Consider the following 19,099-nt stretch of genomic DNA (forward strand, 5'->3'; position numbering starts at 1 on the left):
GAGGAAATCGCAAATGAGCAACCCCCTTTTTGACGCTTTATTGGCCCCCCATCAGGGCAAAGAGAGCAGCTTTCTCATTTTGCCTGACGGGTCAGAAATGGCACATAGCGCATTCCTTGGTTTGGCCAACCAAATGGCGCATGCTTTGCGTGCCGCCGATGTGGGGGTGGGGGATCGGGTTGCGGTGCATGTTGAGAAAACCGCGCCTGCCTTGGCGCTTTATGCGGCGTGTATCACGGCGGGTGCTGTGTTTTTGCCCCTGAACACCGCCTACACGCCCTCCGAACTATCCTATTTCATCACGGATGCGGATGCGGCGCTGGTGGTCTGTGATCCGTCTGAACTGGCCGCCTTGACCCCAATTGCCGAAACCTGCAAGGCGGCAATCTTGACCTTGGATGCCTCGGGGCAGGGCAGTTTGGCCCGTGCGGCGGTGCAACACCCCACGGAATTTACGCCCGTGCCGCGCGGCCAGAATGATCTTGCAGCGCTTCTTTACACCTCGGGGACAACGGGCCGCTCCAAGGGGGCGATGTTGACCCATAAGAACCTGCTGTCAAACGCGCGCGCCTTGGCCGAGGAGTGGCGCTTTACAAGCGATGATGTGCTGCTGCACGCGTTGCCGATTTTCCATTCTCATGGGCTTTTTGTGGCGTGCAATGTCAGCTTATTGGCGGGCAATGCGATGATCTTTTTGCCAAAATTTGACCAAGAGACAATTTTGCAGTTTTTGCCGCGCGCCACCACGATGATGGGTGTGCCGACCTTTTACACGCGACTGTTGGAGGATGCGCGCTTTACTCGTGACTTGGTCGCGCATATGCGGCTGTTTGTGTCTGGCTCTGCGCCGCTTTTGGCGGAAACCCATCTGGCTTTTGAGGGGCGCACAGGTCACCGCATTCTTGAAAGATACGGGATGACTGAGACGAATATGAACACCTCAAACCCCTATACGGGGGATCGGCGCGCAGGAACGGTGGGCTTCCCCCTAAAGGGGGTGGAGGTGCGTGTCTGTGATCCTGAGACGCGCCTAGAATTACCCACGGGTGAGATCGGGATGCTTCATGTGCGCGGGCCAAATGTATTTTGTGGCTATTGGAATATGCCTGAAAAAACCCGTGAAGAACTGCTTGAAGATGGGTTTTTCATCACGGGCGATTTGGCCAAGATTGACGCGGATGGCTATGTCAGCATTGTGGGGCGGGGTAAGGATCTGATCATCTCAGGCGGGTTTAACATTTACCCAAAAGAGATCGAGATGTTCCTCGATGCGCAGTCAGGGGTTAAGGAAAGCGCTGTCATCGGGGCGCCACACCCTGATTTTGGAGAAAGCGTGGTGGCGGTCTTGGTGCCTGAGGCGGAAGGCAGTATTGATTTGGATGCCATCCTTGCCTCGGCCAAGGCCGAACTTGCAGGCTTCAAACGCCCCCGTCATTTCGCGATTGTCGATGCCTTGCCACGCAATACAATGGGCAAGGTGCAAAAGGCCGAGATGCGCAAAACCTATGCAGATGTGTTTCAGGCTTAGACAGGTGGGGTCGGGCGGCGTTCCAAATCTGCGCGCCGCTCGCGTGCGAAGACATACAGACCTGATCCCACGATAATCGCGATACCCAACCATGTCAGGCTATCAGGGAAATCTTGAAACAACATATATCCCACCGCGACAGATCCCGCGATTTCAAGATATTGCAGCGGCGCGATTGTGGCTGTGGGGGCCAATTTCAATGCAACTGACAGCAAGAGATGAGAAATCGTTGCCATGATCCCCACGGCCAATAAGGTCATCATCGCAAATTCATTGGGCCACACAGGGTCGAGCCAAGGGTTGCCCGTGCCGTCAAACCCGATGATCAGGGGCAGGATCAGCACGGATGCCCCCAAGGCCGTATAGGCCTGAAGCGTGATTGGATGTTGGCGATCTGACATCGTGCGGGTGAGGATCATATAGGCGGCAAAGGTCACAGCCGTGCCAAGCGGGAATAACGCCACAAACCCCAATTCCTGAAAGCTTGGCTGGATCACAAAAAGCGCACCGATAAACCCAATGATACAGGCGATGATACGGCGCGGGCCAACCTGCTCGCCCAGCAAAAGACCGCCCATCAGGGTCAGGATAAACGGCTCAACAAAAAAGATGGCCATAGCATTTGCAATTGGCATGTATCGAATGGCGGAGAAAAAGCAAAATGTTGCCAGAAGCAGCATCAAGCCGCGCATCAGATGGCCGATAACATCGCGCGCTGTGGGGCGCATGGCGACCCCCATCAGGATTGCCAAGGGGATCAAGATCACAACTTGAACCCCGAAGCGCGCCGCAACAATCTGCAGCACAGGCACTTCATTTGGGGTCAGCTTTGCCATCCCATCCATGATTGGGGCTGTGATGCAAAAGCCGATCATAAAAAGAATGCCCAAAACGGGCTTATCTGCGGTGCTGCGCATGCCGTGATCCATCGTCAGGTGCCCCACCAAACAGGGGCGCATGGCCCATCACTGGCACGATCATTCGGTTTTTGGAATGATAATTTGCGGGGCGCGGGTTTAGGCCATGACCTCGTTGCGATCATCATCGCGCAAGGGGGCTTGGCGGGGGGCAGGTGTTGCAAAGACGATCAACCCCATCACATCTTCTCCACGATCTTGGCGAATAGGGGCTTCGGTGATCTGCGGCGGGGCAAAGCCCGCTTGCGCCAGAAGATCGGTGATATATCCCTGTGAATGGGTGAAGCGGCGCGATGCCATCAGACGCAGGGGCGCATCCCCAGCCTCAACCGTGAAACAAAGCCGCCCTTCGGGCAAAAGCGCATCGGCGCACCAGCCAATCACCTGTTCCAAAGCGCCGATATAATTGAACACATCCGCCGCAACGATCAGATCATAACTTGGGCCGATAAGGGCCAGTTCCGTGATGTCGCATTTTTCCAGCCTGTCGTAACAGCCCTTTTCTTGCGCCTCTGACAACATGGCGGCAGAGAGGTCATACCCAACAAGCTGCGCTGCAAGGGGCCGCAACAGAACCCCCATCAGACCTGTGCCGCATCCCAAATCCAGCGCAGCATCGGCGTGGCGCAGGCCTGCGCGTGCCAATCCTTCGGCAATCAATTCTGGGGCGCGATATCCAAGCCCCTCGCGCAGGGATTTCTCAAAGCGCGGCGCATATTGATCGAATAATGTTTCGACAAAGGCTGCGGGCATGCGGTCGGTAATGGGGTCAACCCGCGCCACAAGATCACATTTCATCGCCGCGCCAAAAGGATCACTTGGGTCAAGGGCCATGGCCTTGCGCCAAGCTGCAAGGGCCAAATCTGCTTCGCCCGTGGCCTCGTGATATTCCCCCAAACGATACCATCCAGCCGCCCAATCAGGCGAGAGTTCAAGCGCGGATTTCAACGCCTCAACCGCGCCTGCCGCATCGCCTAAATGGGCCAGTGTCTCAGCAAATGAGGCACGCCGATCTGCCGCTGCATCGCCAGAGGAAAAGGTCTTAAACCCCATGATCGTATCACTGTAGATAGCAGCCCTGCGCCAATGCTGCGCCCGTGGCCATGATGCTGCGGCCAAGTCCCCGCATCACTTCGCCATCTAGGCCTGCGCCCCTTTACAGTCAAGGGAAATGGCGCGCGTGCCAAGATCCGCTATGGCGTGGGTTTTGGCCCAACATAGCTATACAGAAACCGTGGTGGGATCGGCCCCTTATTGCGGCCGCCTTGTTGGGTTTGCTCCCATGCATGGGCAAGGATCCCCACGGATCGCGACAGGCAAAACAACCCTCGCGCCAACGGGGGGGCGCAGCCAAGCTCCGCAAAGATGACGGCAGTGGCCCCGTCAATATTCATCGGCAAGGGGCGCGGGCGGCCCTGACCCAAATATTGCTCAACAGCATGACCAATATCGGCAAAGCGGCCCGTGATGCTGCCTTTTGCCGCCATGTCGCGGACAAGTGCCATTAAGCGCGGCGCGCGCGGATCGCCATCTTTGTGGAAGCGATGCCCAAATCCGGGCACGAATTTACCATTTCTGGCCTGCCAGTCTGCAATCGCGTCTGCGGTGGCCGCAGTCAAACCCGCGCCTTGTGCCATGCGGGCATCAATGTCGTAGTAGAGTTCAAGCGCCTGTTGCCCCGCCCCCCCATGCACATCGCCCAACATATTCACCGCAGTTGCCATTGCATTGTTGAGGGGCAAGCCACAGGTGACGGCCATCCGCGCCGCCGCAATCGAAGGGGCCTGTGGCCCATGATCCACCGCCGCAACAAGGGCCGCCTCCAAGAGCGCCGCCTCATCCGCGTTGGGCAAACGCCCCGCAACCATCAACCAGATCATTGCGGGAAAGCTGACAGTGCCGATCAACTCCTCAATCGGCAGACCGCGAAACCGGATCACGCCCGGCTCCATCTCGATGATTGAGCTGCGCCACCAATCGCGAACCTCGTCTGCATCTGTGCTCATATCTCGCCCCTTTCGCGCATTGTGCTGATTTCGTCTGCCTCATAGCCAAGCGCGCGCAGGATCGCGTCAGCATCCTCCCCCAAGGCAGGGGGTGGTGTCGTGACTGACAGCGCCGCGCCGTCAATTTTCACGCCTGTGCGCAGAACCGATACAGGGCGCGCTACGCCTGCCACAGCATCGAATGTGGCAATCAGGTCGCGCCCCCGGATCACGGGGTGATCCAAAATAGCGGGCAGGTCAAAAACCTCGCCTGCGGGCACGCCCAATTTGTTCAAGTCTTCGGCCCAATCAGCGGCGGGTTTGGCGGCCAAGGCCGCATCAATTTCCGCCTTTAGGGCCGCGCGGTTGCGCTTGCGCAATTCGCGGGTGGCATATTCAGGGCGCGTCAACAAATCCGCACGCCCAATATGCTGAGCAAGGATCACCCATTGCTCGTCCTTATTGGCGGCGATGTTTAAGGGGCCATCTTTGGAACGAAACGTGCCCGATGGCGCGGATGTCAGATTTTCATTGCCGTTCGCCGTTGGGCGCTGATCTGCGACCAAGTAATTCGAAACAGCCCATCCCATTGTCGCAATCAGGCTTTCTAACATTGAGATATCAATGTAGGCCCCACGCTTGGGTGCGTTGAGGGCGGCGGAAATCGCCATGGCAGCGGTCAATCCCCCCACCGTATCCGCCACGGGAAACCCCACCCGCAAAGGCGCGCTATCAGTGTCGCCCGTAATCGCCATGACGCCCGATGCCCCTTGGACGATCTGATCATAGGCGGGCCTGTCTGACCAATCCCCCGTTTGGCCAAAGCCCGAAATGGCGCAGTAAATGAGGCGCGGGTTGATATCGCGCAACGCCTCATACCCCACGCCGAGCCTGTCCATCACGCCGGGGCGATAATTCTCCACCAAAACATCGGCGCTTGCCACCAGACGGCGTAAGACCTCTTTGCCGCCTTTAGATTTAAGATTGGCTGTAACCGATTTTTTCCCTGCATTTTGAGCAAGAAACGAAACCCCCATCCCGATCTTGTTGAGCTCAGGGTCAGCCCCCAATTGGCGGGCCAAATCCCCCGTTTTTGGCACCTCTACCTTAATCACCTCAGCGCCAAGATGCGCCAGTTGATGACAGCAAAACGGCCCTGCAAGCACATTGGTTAAATCCAATACGCGAATTCCGTGAAGCGGGGTTTGTCGATCCACTTAGGTTTGCCTTTTGCTTACGTTCTATCTGACAGAACAAAATTGCTAATAATAGAACAGGCTGATAGGATTTTGGGGATGAGTCAAGAATATACGGGCAAAAGGCATGGCAGAGACGAAAGGTGTAGATTCGGTCGAACGCGCGTTGTTGATCCTAGAATGCTTTACGGCGGATCAGCCCGATCTTAGCCTCGCTGATCTGGCCCGTGCTACGGGTCTCTACAAAAGCACAATTCTGCGCTTGGCGGTTTCGCTTGAAAAATTTGGCCTGCTGCAGCGCGCGGCAGACGGGCGGTTTCGGCTTGGCGCAGGTGCATTGCGTCTTGGTTCGGCCTATCGGCACGGGTTCGATCTGGCGCATGTCTTGCGCCCAGAATTGCGCGCTCTGTCGGATGCAACAGGCGAGACAGCCTCGTTTTATGTGCGTGATGGCGAAAGCCGCCTCTGCCTTTATCGCAGCGAGCCCGCGCGTGCGATCCGCCATTCGGTCACCGAAGGGGCGACCATGCCATTAACCTATGGGGCCAGTGGTAAAATCTTGCGCGCCTATTCGGGCCAAGCGACCAAGGCGGACGCACAAATTTTGCAAGATGGATATGCGATTTCACGCGGTGAGCGTGATCCCGATGTGGCGGCCATATCTGTGCCCCTTTTTTCCCCTGATGGAAGCTTAGTTGGTGCTTTGGCCCTCTCAGGGCCGATCTCGCGATTTGATGACGCGCATACGGCCCGTTTTGTGAAGGCGCTGAGGCAAAGCCAAACCCGCCTTGAAGGGCAGCTTGCACTTGGGTCGTGATATTGGGGGGATGTGGCAGCCCGTAGGGGAATCGAACCCCTCTTTCCAGGTTGAAAACCTGGCGTCCTAACCGATAGACGAACGGGCCACGCTTGGTGTGGGCGGTTATTAGGAAATGCACGGCGGGGGCGCAAGAGGATTCTGCATCACGATGCGCGAATTTTTTGCGGCTGCAAACTGGCCCTATTGGGGCTTAGCTCGGCGCGCCCTCCGCCCATGCGGCATCCTCAAGGCGCAGTTGCACTTTGGTGCGGCCCTGCCAATGGTTTAATTCAAGACGCCCCGCCAAATGCATTTTCCGCCCCGATCGCTGCGCTTCTTGCAAGGCGGGGCCAAGCGGGCCGTCCATCGCGCCAAAGGCGATGCCCTCCATGGCAACGGGCCCGCCATCGGTGGCGGTGAATTTCAGATGCGCCTCGCCCACAGGTTTCGTGAAACTAATCCTTAGGCTTGGCAGCGCAAAACGCGGGGCAGGGGCAGAAGCGCCGAATGGCCCTGCCTGCTCCAACATCTCGAGCAAGTCAGGTGTAGCACCTGAGGGCAGGATCACGGCATCAACCCTCAAATCCTGATATGTGCTCTCGCCCGCGCCTTGGCGGGCCAACAGATCAGATAGGCGCGCCATTGCAGGCTCGAGTTGCGCACGATGAAGGCTCAGACCTGCGGCCATCTTATGCCCGCCGCCCTTTTCAATCAGCCCTTCTGCGGTAAGCTTTTGGATTGCAGCCCCCAGATCAACACCTGCAACCGAACGCCCCGACCCTTTGCCCGCATCCCCGTCAAAACCGATGACGATGGAGGGGCGGTTTGCTGTCTCCTTCAGGCGGCTTGCAACAATGCCCACCACGCCTGCGTGCCACCCATCGCCTGCGGCCCACACAAGCGGGGCATCCAGACCACGCGCTTCGGCTTGGGTCAGGGCAGCCTCCCGCACGGCGGCTTCAATCTCGCGGCGGTCGGTGTTCAGGCTTTCGAGGCGGGCTGCCATCGCTTGGGCCTTGTGCGGATCGGTTTCGCATAACAGCCTCGCGCCGAGATCTGCCTCACCGATACGCCCGCCCGCATTGACCCGTGGCCCAAGGACAAAGCCCAAATGATAGGCGTTTGGCGCGCGATCAAGGCGCGCCACATCGCACAGCGCCACAAGCCCCGCCCGCGCGCGCCGCGCCATAACCGTCAGACCTTGACGCACAAAGGCACGATTTACCCCCACAAGGGGCGCCACATCCGCCACTGTGGCAAGCGCCACAAGATCCAGCATCGCCATCAGGTCGGGGCCTGTTGTGCTATGATCCTCGCGCAGGCGGCGGTTCATCTCGACCAACACCAAGAAGACCACCGCAGCGGCGCAGAGATGGCCTAAGTCGCCTGTCTCATCTTGGCGGTTTGGGTTCACCACGGCCACGCAGGTTGGTAAATCTGCACCGCCCAAATGGTGATCGAGAACAACAACATCGCAGCCCGCAGCTGCAATCGGTTCATGGGACAATGTCCCACAATCCACACAGATGATCAGATCATGTGTCACGCCCAACTCCTGCATTGCGGGGATGTTCGGGCCATAGCCCTCGTCAATTCTATCGGGCACATAGAGGGTCGCACTGTGGCTCATTTGGCGCAGCCAATCGACCAATAGCGCAGCCGAACTGCCGCCATCGACATCGTAATCTGCGAAAATTGCAATTTTTTGGCGCGCGGTCAGGGCGTCCAAGATGCGCGCGGCGGCCTTGTCCATATCGCGCAAATTGCGCGGGTCAGGTAGGAGGTTGCGCAAAGCAGGGGTTAAAAACGCCTTTGCCTGTTCGGGCAAAACGCCCCGCTGTGCCAACAAGATCGCTACCGCCTCGGGCAGGTCTGCCTCGCGTTTGATGGCGGCGGCATGGCGCATCACCTCAGGGGCGGGCGCAATCCATCGTTTGTGGCCGAGTGACAGGCCGACATCAAGGCAGAGAGGTTGTGCGAGATCATCATTCATCACAGGCTTTTCAGGATTTCGTCACAAGATTGCGCGCGGGCAAATTCGCCATGCAAATGCGCAACGGCGATCTGGTGGCTGGTTTCAGGGTCAATCGCAATGCTTGCGTCAGACCACGACATATTCCCGTTGCGCGCGAAGGTCGCACAGGCGTCATGTGCAAGGATTACATCGAAACCCAAATTGGCAGCCATGCGGGCGCTGGTTGAGACGCAATGAGGCGTGGTCAGCCCCGCAATAACAACCGCCTTTATGCTGTGATTGCGAAGATATGCCTCAAGTCCCGTGCCGATAAATGCAGAATTCACGGATTTCTCAAACACAGGCTCATCGCCCGTGGGGGCAAGCGCATCCATAAAGGCAAAGCCTGCACTGCCTTTGGCAAGGGGGCTGCCCGCCTGCGCAGAGGCGTGGCGCACATGCACAACAGGCGCATGGCCTGCGCGCCATGCCGCAAGCAGCCCTGCGGCGTTTGGTTCTGCGTCCTTATTGTTGCGCTGCCCCCATATCGGCGCTTCGAAGCCTTTTTGAAAATCAATCAGGATCAGTCCCTGCGTCATTCAACGCCCCGTTGGGTCGGGTGGCGATAGCTCATTCGGCGGATCGACCCTGTTTTAGAACGCATCAAGATTGTTTCGGTGGTCAGCCATCCAGGTTCGCGCTTGATCCCCGACAGGATTGAGCCCGAGGTCACGCCTGTTGCCGCGAAGATCACATCTTCGGTCACCATTTCATCGCGTGTGTAGACGCGGTCAAAATCGCTGATGCCTGCCTTAGTGGCGCGGGCGCGTTCATCGTCATTGCGGAACACCAAGCGGCCCCACATCTGACCACCCATGCATTTCAGGGCCGCTGCAGCCAATACCCCTTCGGGCGCGCCGCCTTGGCCCATATACATATCGATCCCTGTCAGATTGGCCTCTGCCGTATGGATCACCCCCGCGACATCACCATCCGTAATCAAACGGATTGAGGCGCCTGTGCCGCGAATTTCTGCAATCATCGCCTCATGGCGGGGGCGTTCGAGAACACAAACTGTAATGTCATTTGGGCTGCATCCGCGTGCTTTGGCCAAGGCCATGACACGTTCTGCAGGGGTCATATCCAGATTAAGGACGCCCTCAGGATAGCCCGGCCCAATGGCAAGCTTATCCATGTACGTGTCGGGGGCGTGCAGCATGGAGCCACGCGGCCCCATCGCAATCACTGTCAGGGCGTTAGGCATATCCTTTGCGGTCAGGGTTGTCCCTTCTAGGGGATCAAGCGCAATATCAACCGCGGGGCCAGTTCCCGTGCCGACCTCTTCGCCGATATAGAGCATGGGGGCCTCGTCCCGTTCGCCCTCGCCGATGACAACCACACCTTGGATATCAAGCAGGTTCAACTGTTCGCGCATGGCGTTTACCGCGGCTTGGTCGGCGGCCTTTTCATCGCCGCGGCCAATAAGATCTGCCGAGGCAATCGCCGCCGCTTCAGAAACACGGGCCAAGCCCAAAGAGAGCATACGATCATTGAAATCGGATTTTTGCGACATGGGCGGTATGGCCTTTCTTTCAGACGTCTTCGATGCGCAGGGCGACAGGGGGGCTCATCAGCACACCCGTCTGCGGCAGGGCGGCAAGCGCCTCTTGCAACGCGGGCTGTGCAGCTTTGTGGGTCACAATCAAAACAGGCGCGGCCTCGTCTGGGTGATCATATTGGCGCATCCGATCAATAGAAATGCCATTATCGCCCAAAACTGTGGCAATTTTTGCCAAAGCGCCTGGTTTGTCGGTCAAGGTCATGCGGATATAGTAGCAGGCCGCCGAAGCCGCTGATGCAGGTGGGGCTGCCTTGAGGGTTTTTGCAGGTTGGCCAAAGGTTGCAACCCGTATGCCGCGCGCAATGTCGCAAATATCAGACAGCACCGCGCTGGCGGTTGGGCCTTCGCCTGCACCCGCGCCCCGCAGCACGATTTGACCAACATGGTCGCCTTCGACCACCACCATATTCGTTCCGCCCTCAAGCTGCCCCAAGGGGGACGAGGCGGGAACAAGGCAAGGGCTCATGCGCTGCTCTAGGCCACGGCCTGTCATCCGCGCCACGCCCAAAAGTTTGATCTTGAACCCCAGATCAGCCGCGCGATTGATATCTTCGATGGTGACAGCGCCGATCCCCTCAAGGCGCATGCCGTCAAAATCAACCTTTGTGCCAAAGGCGATAGAGGACAGAAGCGCCAATTTATGACCCGCATCAATGCCGCCCACATCAAGCTGTGGATCCGCCTCCAAATAGCCAAGGCCATCGGCTTCGGCAAACGCCTCCTCATAGGTGAGGCCCGCATTTTCCATCCGCGTGAGGATGTAGTTGCAGGTTCCGTTCATCACGCCCATCACGCGGGTGATCTGGTTGCCTGCCAAACCTTCGGTCAAGGATTTGATGATTGGAATGCCACCCGCCACTGCAGCCTCAAAGCGCAGGACAAGGTTCTTATCCTCTGCCGCTTCGGCCAATTCTTGCCCATGCAAGGCCAAAAGCGCCTTATTGGCCGTAACAACATCTTTGCCTGCGGCAATCGCGGCCTCGGTCGCGGCCTTGGCAGGGCCATCCGAGCCGCCCATCAGTTCAACAAAGACATCCACATCCTCGCGCTTGGCCAGTGCCACGGGATCATCCTCCCATGCGTATTTCGCCAAATTCACGCCGCGATCTTTGTCACGGCTGCGGGCGCTTACGGCGGAAATGGTGACCTTGCGCCCTGTGCGGGCTTCAATGAGCGCGCCATTGTTCTGAATCATCTTGATGACACCTGTGCCAACGGTGCCAAGACCTGCGATTGCAAGACGCAAAGGGCGTTCCATGATCCCGAACCTCCAAATACTTATGCGCAAGGCGCACATTCTTAAGTTGAACCCCTGTTAGCCCCTTCCAATGCGAGGTGCAACGCAGGCAGGGCAACTATTCCACAAGGATTTAATTGAGTGGCGCGTTGGCCAAGGCAGCGGCGCGGCGGCGCAGTTCTTCAGCGCGCTCGGACAATTCCCCAACAGTGGCCTCAGCGGTGCTTGGCGTCTCGGCGCGAGTGGGGTCACGCACCCCCTCAACTTCAAGCGCGCCAAGCGGCAAAAGCGCGGGGTAACTTGCAGTGCGCAGATCTTGGCGCGCGCTGTTCTGTGCGCTGCAAGCAGACAGCGCGAAGGGCAAGACCAGCAAAAGGGGCGTGATATATCGCATGACCTTGCGATAGCGCGCCAATCGGCTTGGGTCTAGCCTTGTTTGCGTGCTCAGGCCTTTGCCATTTGGCAAATTGGCGGTTTTTGTGGTTAGAGTGACGCGGGGAACACGAAAGCGCCGATAAACTGGTCTGAGGCTTGGTGCGATTAGAAAAGGGACATTGCGCCATGGAAGATGCAGCCTTGCACCCAACCGCGATCCACGAAAACCCTTATCGCGGGGCGGGTCTGCCTGATTTGCAATGCTTTCCCAGTCAGGATGCAAGCCCCGTTCAGGCGCTATTGGAACAGTGTCCCGCTTATGCGGCCACGCCCCTCTTGGTGCGCGATGATTTGGCCAAAGCGGCAGGGACGGCCGCGTTTTTCGTTAAAGATGAGCGCGCGCGTATGGGGCTTGGAAGCTTCAAAGCCTTGGGCGCGGCCTATGTCATCGCCCGCGCTGCGCGCGCAGCCATGGAAAATGGGGCCACTGACTACGGCACGGCCCTGAGAGGCCGCGCGTTTATCGCCGCAAGTGCGGGCAATCATGGTCTGTCTGTTGCGGCAGGCGCGCGGGTCTTTGGCGCGCGTGCCCTAATCTATCTGTCTGACACTGTCCCTGAGGCTTTTGCCAATCGTCTGCGCGCGCAAGGGGCGGAGCCGCGCCGTGCAGGGGCAACCTATGAGGAAAGTATGAAGGCCGCCGAGGCTGCAGCCGCGGCGGGGGAAGGCACGCTTTTGCCCGATAGCACATGGGCAGGTGAGATGACCCAAGGCTATCTCGTGATGGAGGGGTATTTGCAAATCGGGGCGGAAATGGCCGAAGCACTGGACAGCCCCCCAACCCATATTTTCTTGCAAGCAGGTGTGGGTGGCATGGCAGGGGCCTTGGCCGCCCATGCGCGCGCCACGTGGGGGCAGACCCCGCAGATTATCGTGGTCGAGCCTGACGCAGCCCCCGCCCTGCAAGATGCGATTGCCGCGGGTCATGTGGTCGACAGCCACGGCCCTGTCTCAATCATGGGACGGCTTGATTGCAAAACCGCCTCGCTTGTGGCGCTTGCGGGGCTGGCGCGCGATGCGGATCAGTTTTTGACGATCTCAGATGGTCAAGCGGCCTCGGGCGCCGCGCGCTTGACCGAAGCGGGGCTTGCCTCCACGCCATCGGGTGCCGCGGGCGTGATTGCTGCGGCCTATCTTGGCTATGACTTCCCACCCGATGCGCGGGTTCTTTGTGTGTTGAGCGAAGGGCCAGAGGATGTCTGACCTGTTTCCGCCCTCTGAATATCACCACCGTCATAGCGCGATTCAGGCCCGCCTACAGGCCGCAGGCCTAGATGCTATTTTGCTGACCCAAGCCGCGGATATTTTCTATGTTACGGGTTTTCTCACCCGCTTTTGGGAAAGTCCCGCCCGGCCTTGGTTTGTGGTGATCCCCGCCACAGGCACCCCAATCGCCGTGATCCCCGAGATTGGGGCCTATCTTATGGGGAAATCGGTGATCTCCGATATCCGCACATGGCCCGCGCCGCGCCCCGAAGATGATGGGGTCAGCTTGTTGGCTGAGGCCTTATGTGACGTCACATCCAAAGACGGAAAGGTCGGTGTGGCCATGGGCCTAGAGACGCAGCTGCGGATGCCTTTGGGGGATTTCTTTGCGCTGCAAACCCGTCTCGCCCCCCGCAGTTTTGTGGATGCGACAGATATCATGCACCGCACCCGCGAGATAAAATCAGCGCTTGAGATTGAAAAATTGCGCGCCGCCTGCGCCATTGGCAATCGTGCCTTTGCCCGCGTTGATGAAATTGCCCGTGTTGGCACGCCTTTAGACGCGGTGTTTCGGGCCTTTCAAATCCTGCTGCTCGAGGAGGGGGCCGACTGGGTGTCCTATGTCGCAGGGGGCGCGGGCGAGGGGGGCTATGGTGATGTGATCTCACCTGCCGCGCCGACACCCCTGCAGAGTGGCGATATTTTGATGCTTGATACAGGCGCGGTGAAAGACGGCTATTTTTGTGACTTTGATCGCAATTTTGCCATCGGCACCCCAAGCTCTGAGGCGGCCCGCGGGCATCAGATTTTACAAGATGCGATCCATGCGGTGATGGAGGGGATCGCGCCGAATATACGCGCCTCAGACCTGCACGCGATGCTATGCCGCGAAATTACGGCGCGCGGCGGCACACCTTGTGGTGGTCGCTTAGGGCACGGGTTGGGCGTGACGCTGACTGAATGGCCATCCCTGACACCGCACGATCAGACAAGGCTGCTCGCAGGTATGGTTCTCACGCTTGAGCCATCTGTTGATCTAGGGCAGGGGCGGATATTGGTCGCCGAAGAAAATATTGTCCTGACAGAAAACGGGGCGGAGTTTTTAACAAACCCCGCCCCGCGTGACATTACAATTTTATAAGCGCTATCAGATGCTTGGATAGATGGGGAAGCGCTGGCAGAGGGCCTTTACCTCTGCGGCAACTTTCGCCTCTACGGCGCCATTGCCGTCCTCACCATTCGCGGCCAAGCCATCGACCACTTCAACGATCCAATCTGCAACTTGGCGGAATTCGGTCTCGGTAAAGCCACGGGTTGTGGCCGCAGGTGTTCCCAAACGCACGCCCGAGGTGATCATCGGCTTTTCGGTGTCAAACGGGATGCCGTTTTTGTTGCAGGTGATGTTGGCACGGCCAAGCGCCTTTTCAGTGGCGTTGCCTTTTACGCCTTTGGGGCGCAGGTCAACCAACATCAAATGCGTATCTGTGCCGCCTGTGACGATATCCAAGCCCCCCTTCATCAGCTGATCCGCCAGCGCCTTGGCATTGGCAATCACTTGGGTCTGGTAGGCCTTGAATTCAGGGCGCAGCGCCTCACCAAAGGCCACGGCCTTGGCGGCGATCACATGCATCAAGGGCCCGCCTTGGATGCCGGGGAAGATGGCAGAATTGACCTTCTTGGCGATATCTTCGTCATTGGTCAGGATCATCCCGCCGCGTGGCCCGCGCAGGGTTTTATGCGTGGTGGTGGTTGCAACATGCGCATGTGGGAAAGGCGAGGGGTAATGACCCGATGCCACAAGCCCCGCGAAATGCGCCATGTCGACCAAAAGATAGGCCCCAACACTGTCAGCAATCTCACGCATTTTTGCAAAATCAATGACGCGCGGAATGGCCGAGCCGCCCGCGATCAGCATTTTGGGCTTATGCTCAGCCGCAAGTTCGGCAATCGCGTCATAGTCGATTTCCATGTCCTGCTTGCGCACGCCGTATTGGATGGCGTTAAACCACTTGCCCGATTGGTTGGGCTTGGCGCCATGGGTCAGGTGGCCGCCTGCATCAAGGCTCATGCCCAAGATGGTATCGCCGGGCGTCAAAAGAGCTGTGAAAACCCCTTGGTTCGCTTGGCTGCCTGAATTGGGCTGCACATTGGCATGCGCACAGTCAAACAATTTGCAGGCCCGCTCAATCGCAAGGTTTTCTGCGATATCGACATAATCGCAGCCGCCATAATACCGCCGACCTGGATAGCCTTCGGCATATTTGTTGGTCATCACCGAGCCTTGCGCGGCCATCACAGCAGCCGAGACGATGTTCTCGGAGGCGATCAATTCGATCTCTTCGCTTTGACGACCGAATTCTTTGGTAATCGCGCCAAAGATTTCAGGGTCACGGGTGCTGAGGGCTTCGGTGAAAAATCCATCGTCACGGTGGGGCGCAGTCATAGTGAGGGCTCCTTACATCGGGGGCGCGTTTTGTTGGGTCACGCGCGGGCGCTGTCTATCGCATGGGGTTTAGGGCAGAACAGCCCCTTGGAAAAGGGCGAAAGCGGCAATTCGACAGAGAGTCGCGCCCTGCCGCCCTGCAAGGCGGGCAAATTTGCACTGTTTTGCGGGGTCTTGTGTTTCGGCATGGCAGGGAACAGGATGGCGTCACCCCTGTCTCGCAAAGGTCGCGCAGATGAGCAAAGATTTGAAAATAGCCTTTTTGGCCTCGCGGGCGCGGATGGCGCAGGCAGCCCTTGCGGAATTGAGCGCGGCTTATGGCCAATCAACGCCTCAGGAGGCCGATATCATCGTGGCGCTTGGCGGGGATGGCTTTATGCTGTCGACCTTGCACGAAACCCAACCGCTCAATCGTCCTGTCTATGGAATGAACCGTGGCACGGTCGGCTTTTTGATGAATGAATATTCTGCCGATGGTTTGATGGCCCGCCTCACTGCGGCGGAGGAGGCGCAGATCAACCCGTTGCGGATGAAGGCGCGGCGCGCGACAGGCGAAACAATCGAGGCTTTGGCGATCAATGAGGTCAGTTTGCTGCGCGCAGGCCCCCAAGCCGCCAAGCTGCGCATCCATGTTGATGGAAAACTGCGCATGCAAGAACTGGTCTGCGATGGCGCGCTGTTATGCACGCCTGCAGGCTCGACCGCCTATAACTATTCCGCGCATGGCCCGATTTTGCCCATTGGTGCAGATGTTTTGGCGATGACCGCCGTGGCGGCGTTTCGTCCACGCAGGTGGCGGGGGGCGCTGCTCAATAAATCATCCAATGTGATTTTCGAAGTGGTCGATCCTGATCACCGCCCTGTGATGGCAGATGCCGATAGCGTTTCGGTGAACAACGTCACCCATGTAGAGATATCCAGCGCGCAAGACGTGACCCATCGTATCCTGTTCGATCCAGGCCATGGTTTGGAAGAGCGGCTTTTGCGCGAGCAATTCGTGTAATCCAAACGGGATTTGCCCTTTCCTAGGCGATAGTTTAACGTTAAACTAATTGCGGAGGGCGGCCGTTTGCGGCTGTTTGGCGACCATAGCCGATTGGGAATAGATCATGACTGAAGACAGCAATGACAGTTTGCGCCAGCGCGCGCTTGCCTATCATGCAGGCCCGAAACCAGGGAAATTGGAGGTGCGCGCGACCAAGCCTTTGGCGAATGGGCGCGACCTGTCCTTGGCCTATAGCCCCGGCGTTGCTGAAGCCTGCCTTGAAATCAAAGCAGACCCCGCCCATGCCGAAAGCTATACAGGACGCGGCAACCTTGTCGCCGTGGTGACCAATGGCACGGCTGTGCTAGGCCTTGGCAATATTGGCGCACTCGCCTCTAAGCCTGTGATGGAGGGGAAGGCCGTTCTTTTCAAGAAATTCGCCGGCATTGACTGCTTTGACATTGAATTGAACGAGAGCGACCCCGAGAAACTGGCGGATATTGTTTGCGCGCTTGAGCCAACCTTTGGCGCAATCAATCTTGAGGATATCAAAGCGCCAGATTGTTTTATCGTAGAAAAACTGTGCCGCGAGCGAATGAATATTCCCGTTTTCCATGACGACCAACATGGAACGGCGATTGTCGTGGGCGCGGCCGCAACCAATGCGCTGCGTCTTGCGGGGAAATCCTTTGCCGATATCAAGGTCGTGTCTACGGGCGGCGGTGCGGCGGGGATTGCCTGCCTCAATATGCTGCTGAAACTGGGCCTCAAGCGTGAGAATGTTTGGCTCTGCGATTTGGATGGTCTGGTCTATCGGGGCCGTGAGGCGGGGATGACCCCGCAAAAAGCCGAATATGCCCAAGGCGATAGCCCTGCTTCCTTAAGCGATGTGATCGAGGGGGCGGATTTGTTCCTTGGCCTCTCTGGCCCGGGTGTTTTGACGCGCGAGATGGTTGCGCGCATGGCGGATCGTCCCGTGGTCTTTGCCTTGGCGAACCCGAACCCAGAAATCACCCCCGATGATGTGCGCGCGGTAAAGCCTGACGCGATCATTGCCACAGGGCGGTCAGATTTTCCCAATCAGGTGAACAACGTCTTATGCTTTCCGTTCATCTTCCGCGGCGCCTTGGATGTCGGCGCAAGCGAAATCAATGACGCGATGCAAATTGCCTGTATTGAAGGCATCGCCGCCTTAGCACGCGCCACCACCAGTGCCGAAGCGGCCGCGGCCTATAAGGGCGAGCAGCTGACCTTTGGCCCTGACTATCTGATCCCCAAGCCGTTTGACCCGCGGCTGATGGGTGTGGTGGCCAGTGCCGTGGCTGAGGCGGCTATGAGTTCGGGGGTGGCGAAGCGGCCCATTGATGACATCGCCGCCTATCGCGCCAAACTTAATCAGGCGGTGTTCCGCTCTGCGCTTATCATGCGCCCTGTCTTTGCCGCAGCGGCCACCACGACCCGCCGTATCGCTTTCGCAGAAGGCGAGGATGAGCGCGTTTTGCGTGCGGCCCAAGCCATGCTTGAGGAAACCACAGACACCCCCATTCTTATCGGTCGTCCCGATGTGATTGAAATGCGGGCCGAGCGGGCAGGCCTGACCATCCGCCCGCGTGTGGATTTCGAAATCGTAAACCCCGAAAATGACCCGCGCTATCGGGATTATTGGGGCAGCTATCACAGCGTGATGGAACGTCACGGGGTGACCCCCGATTTGGCCCGTGCGATTATGCGCACCAACACCACTGCCATCGGCGCGGTCATGGTGTATCGCGAAGAGGCAGACAGCCTCATCTGCGGCACCTTTGGCCAGTATTTGTGGCACTTGAAATATATCAGCCAGCTTTTGGCCCGTGACGGGTTACATCCCGTTGGGGCGCTGTCCTTGATGATTTTGGAAGATGGCCCGCTCTTTATTGCCGATACGCATATTCATGCGCAGCCCACGCCAGAGCAAATCGCCGAGACGGTGATTGCCACAGCCCGTCATGTGCGCCGCTTTGGCATCGCGCCAAAAATTGCGCTGTGTTCTGGCAGTCAATTCGGCAATCTCGACAGTGACAGTGGGCGGCGGATGCGCGCGGCGCTTGATATTCTGGACGCAATGGCGCTTGATTTCGCCTATGAGGGCGAGATGCATATCGACAGCGCGCTTGATCCTGAACTGCGCGCCCGAATTTTCCCCAATTCGCGCCTTGAGGGGCAGGCCAACGCGCTTGTCTTTGCCAATACTGATGCCGCTGGGGCGGCACGGAACATCCTAAAGATGAAGGCGGGCGGGCTGGAAGTCGGGCCGATTCTTATGGGGATGGGCAATCGCGCGCATATCGTCACCCCCTCAATCACCGCGCGGGGGCTGTTGAATATTTCTGCCCTCGCAGGCACGCCTGTCGCCACCTATGGCTGACAGGCGCACTGCCGCGCCTTAGCCAAAGGTGATGCGCAACAGTGTGAGAAACATCAATGCGGTTGCCCCAAGCGCCGAGATGATCAGTGCGGGGAATCCCCAAATCAGCACGGCCGAGGCAACAGCCGAAACAACCATGATAATAAGGGCAAAACTGTTGTCTACTTCGCCCTCGACCACCTCGCGCGCGATGCGCCCGATGACGGGCAGGCGATAGGTGACATGGCGTGTGATATAGTGGCTTGTGTCTTCGTTTAAGGACATGGTCATGGGGGAGGCTCCTGTTCGATATTCCCCCATCTAACGTCTACGCCGTTAAAACAAAGTGGCGCATGGTCGCAGTTTTCGCGCCTGCGTCAAAGTCACCTTCTTGCGCAAGCTATGGTTGA

General features: G+C 58.2%; 17 protein-coding genes and 1 tRNA gene. 6 read left to right on the forward strand and 12 right to left on the reverse strand.

Annotated elements, in window-relative coordinates; all coding sequences use genetic code 11:
* Positions 1-13 precede the first annotated feature (13 nt).
* Positions 14-1,528: a malonate--CoA ligase gene (locus tag AAC620_RS11570; RefSeq protein ID WP_340245164.1), complete on the forward strand. Its 1,515-nt coding sequence runs from the start codon at positions 14-16 to the stop codon at positions 1,526-1,528.
* Here the strand turns inward: AAC620_RS11570 and AAC620_RS11575 are convergent.
* From AAC620_RS11575 to AAC620_RS11590, 4 genes are all read right to left on the reverse strand, one after another.
* Positions 1,525-2,445 (reverse strand): DMT family transporter, encoded by a 921-nt coding sequence (locus AAC620_RS11575; protein WP_340245166.1) that lies wholly within the window; start codon positions 2,443-2,445, stop codon positions 1,525-1,527. The genes AAC620_RS11570 and AAC620_RS11575 overlap by 4 nt on opposite strands.
* Positions 2,446-2,544: 99 nt before the next feature.
* Positions 2,545-3,498: a class I SAM-dependent DNA methyltransferase gene (locus tag AAC620_RS11580; protein ID WP_340245168.1), complete on the reverse strand. Its 954-nt coding sequence runs from the start codon at positions 3,496-3,498 to the stop codon at positions 2,545-2,547.
* A 140-nt stretch (positions 3,499-3,638) separates the two neighbouring features.
* Complete coding sequence (locus tag AAC620_RS11585; RefSeq protein ID WP_340245170.1) at positions 3,639-4,451, reverse strand: citryl-CoA lyase; 813 nt, start codon at positions 4,449-4,451, stop codon at positions 3,639-3,641.
* Positions 4,448-5,647, reverse strand: a complete 1,200-nt coding sequence (locus AAC620_RS11590; protein WP_340245171.1) for a CaiB/BaiF CoA transferase family protein — start codon at positions 5,645-5,647, stop codon at positions 4,448-4,450. Before AAC620_RS11590 ends, AAC620_RS11585 begins: the two co-directional genes overlap by 4 nt.
* Positions 5,648-5,753: 106 nt before the next feature.
* On the opposite strand from AAC620_RS11590, the gene AAC620_RS11595 reads away from it, so the two are divergent.
* Positions 5,754-6,443 carry an IclR family transcriptional regulator gene (locus AAC620_RS11595; protein WP_340245172.1) on the forward strand — a complete coding sequence of 230 codons (690 nt, stop codon included), beginning with the start codon at positions 5,754-5,756 and terminating at the stop codon, positions 6,441-6,443.
* 13 nt (positions 6,444-6,456) lie between these two features.
* Here AAC620_RS11595 and AAC620_RS11600 read toward each other — a convergent pair.
* The 6 genes from AAC620_RS11600 to AAC620_RS11625 form a co-directional block, all read right to left on the reverse strand.
* Positions 6,457-6,531 (reverse strand) — tRNA-Glu (locus AAC620_RS11600).
* Positions 6,532-6,636: 105 nt separating this feature from the next.
* Positions 6,637-8,418, reverse strand: coding sequence for a single-stranded-DNA-specific exonuclease RecJ (gene recJ, locus AAC620_RS11605; RefSeq protein WP_340245173.1), 1,782 nt, complete (start codon positions 8,416-8,418; stop codon positions 6,637-6,639).
* Entirely contained in the window at positions 8,418-8,978 is a 561-nt protein-coding gene (locus AAC620_RS11610; RefSeq protein WP_340245175.1) for a cysteine hydrolase family protein, read from the reverse strand. Before AAC620_RS11610 ends, recJ begins: the two co-directional genes overlap by 1 nt.
* Positions 8,975-9,952, reverse strand: a complete 978-nt coding sequence (glpX, locus tag AAC620_RS11615) for a class II fructose-bisphosphatase (RefSeq protein ID WP_340245176.1) — start codon at positions 9,950-9,952, stop codon at positions 8,975-8,977. The genes AAC620_RS11610 and glpX overlap by 4 nt, the downstream gene beginning before the upstream one ends.
* A 19-nt stretch (positions 9,953-9,971) precedes the next feature.
* On the reverse strand, positions 9,972-11,258 hold the full coding sequence (locus AAC620_RS11620; RefSeq protein ID WP_340245178.1) for a homoserine dehydrogenase: 1,287 nt from the start codon (positions 11,256-11,258) through the stop codon (positions 9,972-9,974).
* A 112-nt stretch (positions 11,259-11,370) separates the two neighbouring features.
* Entirely contained in the window at positions 11,371-11,631 is a 261-nt protein-coding gene (locus tag AAC620_RS11625) for a hypothetical protein (protein WP_340245179.1), read from the reverse strand.
* A gap of 167 nt (positions 11,632-11,798) precedes the next feature.
* Between AAC620_RS11625 and AAC620_RS11630 the strand changes: the two genes are divergently transcribed.
* Positions 11,799-12,875, forward strand: a complete 1,077-nt coding sequence (locus AAC620_RS11630; RefSeq protein ID WP_340245181.1) for a pyridoxal-phosphate dependent enzyme — start codon at positions 11,799-11,801, stop codon at positions 12,873-12,875.
* Positions 12,868-14,019: a M24 family metallopeptidase gene (locus AAC620_RS11635; RefSeq protein ID WP_340245184.1), complete on the forward strand. Its 1,152-nt coding sequence runs from the start codon at positions 12,868-12,870 to the stop codon at positions 14,017-14,019. The genes AAC620_RS11630 and AAC620_RS11635 overlap by 8 nt, the downstream gene beginning before the upstream one ends.
* Before the next feature lie 6 nt (positions 14,020-14,025).
* Here AAC620_RS11635 and glyA read toward each other — a convergent pair whose 3' ends face one another.
* The gene (gene glyA, locus AAC620_RS11640) at positions 14,026-15,321 is read right to left on the reverse strand and encodes a serine hydroxymethyltransferase (RefSeq protein ID WP_317655468.1); all 1,296 of its coding nucleotides are present in this window, start codon (positions 15,319-15,321) and stop codon (positions 14,026-14,028) included.
* 235 nt (positions 15,322-15,556) lie between these two features.
* Between glyA and AAC620_RS11645 the strand changes: the two genes are divergently transcribed.
* Together AAC620_RS11645 and AAC620_RS11650 are read left to right on the forward strand one after the other, a co-directional pair.
* Positions 15,557-16,324, forward strand: coding sequence for an NAD kinase (locus AAC620_RS11645; protein ID WP_317655467.1), 768 nt, complete (start codon positions 15,557-15,559; stop codon positions 16,322-16,324).
* Between the two features lie 106 nt (positions 16,325-16,430).
* The gene (locus AAC620_RS11650) at positions 16,431-18,710 is read left to right on the forward strand and encodes an NADP-dependent malic enzyme (RefSeq protein ID WP_340245187.1); all 2,280 of its coding nucleotides are present in this window, start codon (positions 16,431-16,433) and stop codon (positions 18,708-18,710) included.
* A gap of 18 nt (positions 18,711-18,728) precedes the next feature.
* Here the strand turns inward: AAC620_RS11650 and AAC620_RS11655 are convergent, their stop codons facing one another.
* Complete coding sequence (locus AAC620_RS11655) at positions 18,729-18,980, reverse strand: hypothetical protein (protein WP_340245188.1); 252 nt, start codon at positions 18,978-18,980, stop codon at positions 18,729-18,731.
* Positions 18,981-19,099 lie beyond the last annotated feature (119 nt).

Source organism: Roseobacter sp. HKCCA2468, from assembly GCF_037805105.1.
Taxonomy (GTDB): domain Bacteria; phylum Pseudomonadota; class Alphaproteobacteria; order Rhodobacterales; family Rhodobacteraceae; genus M30B80.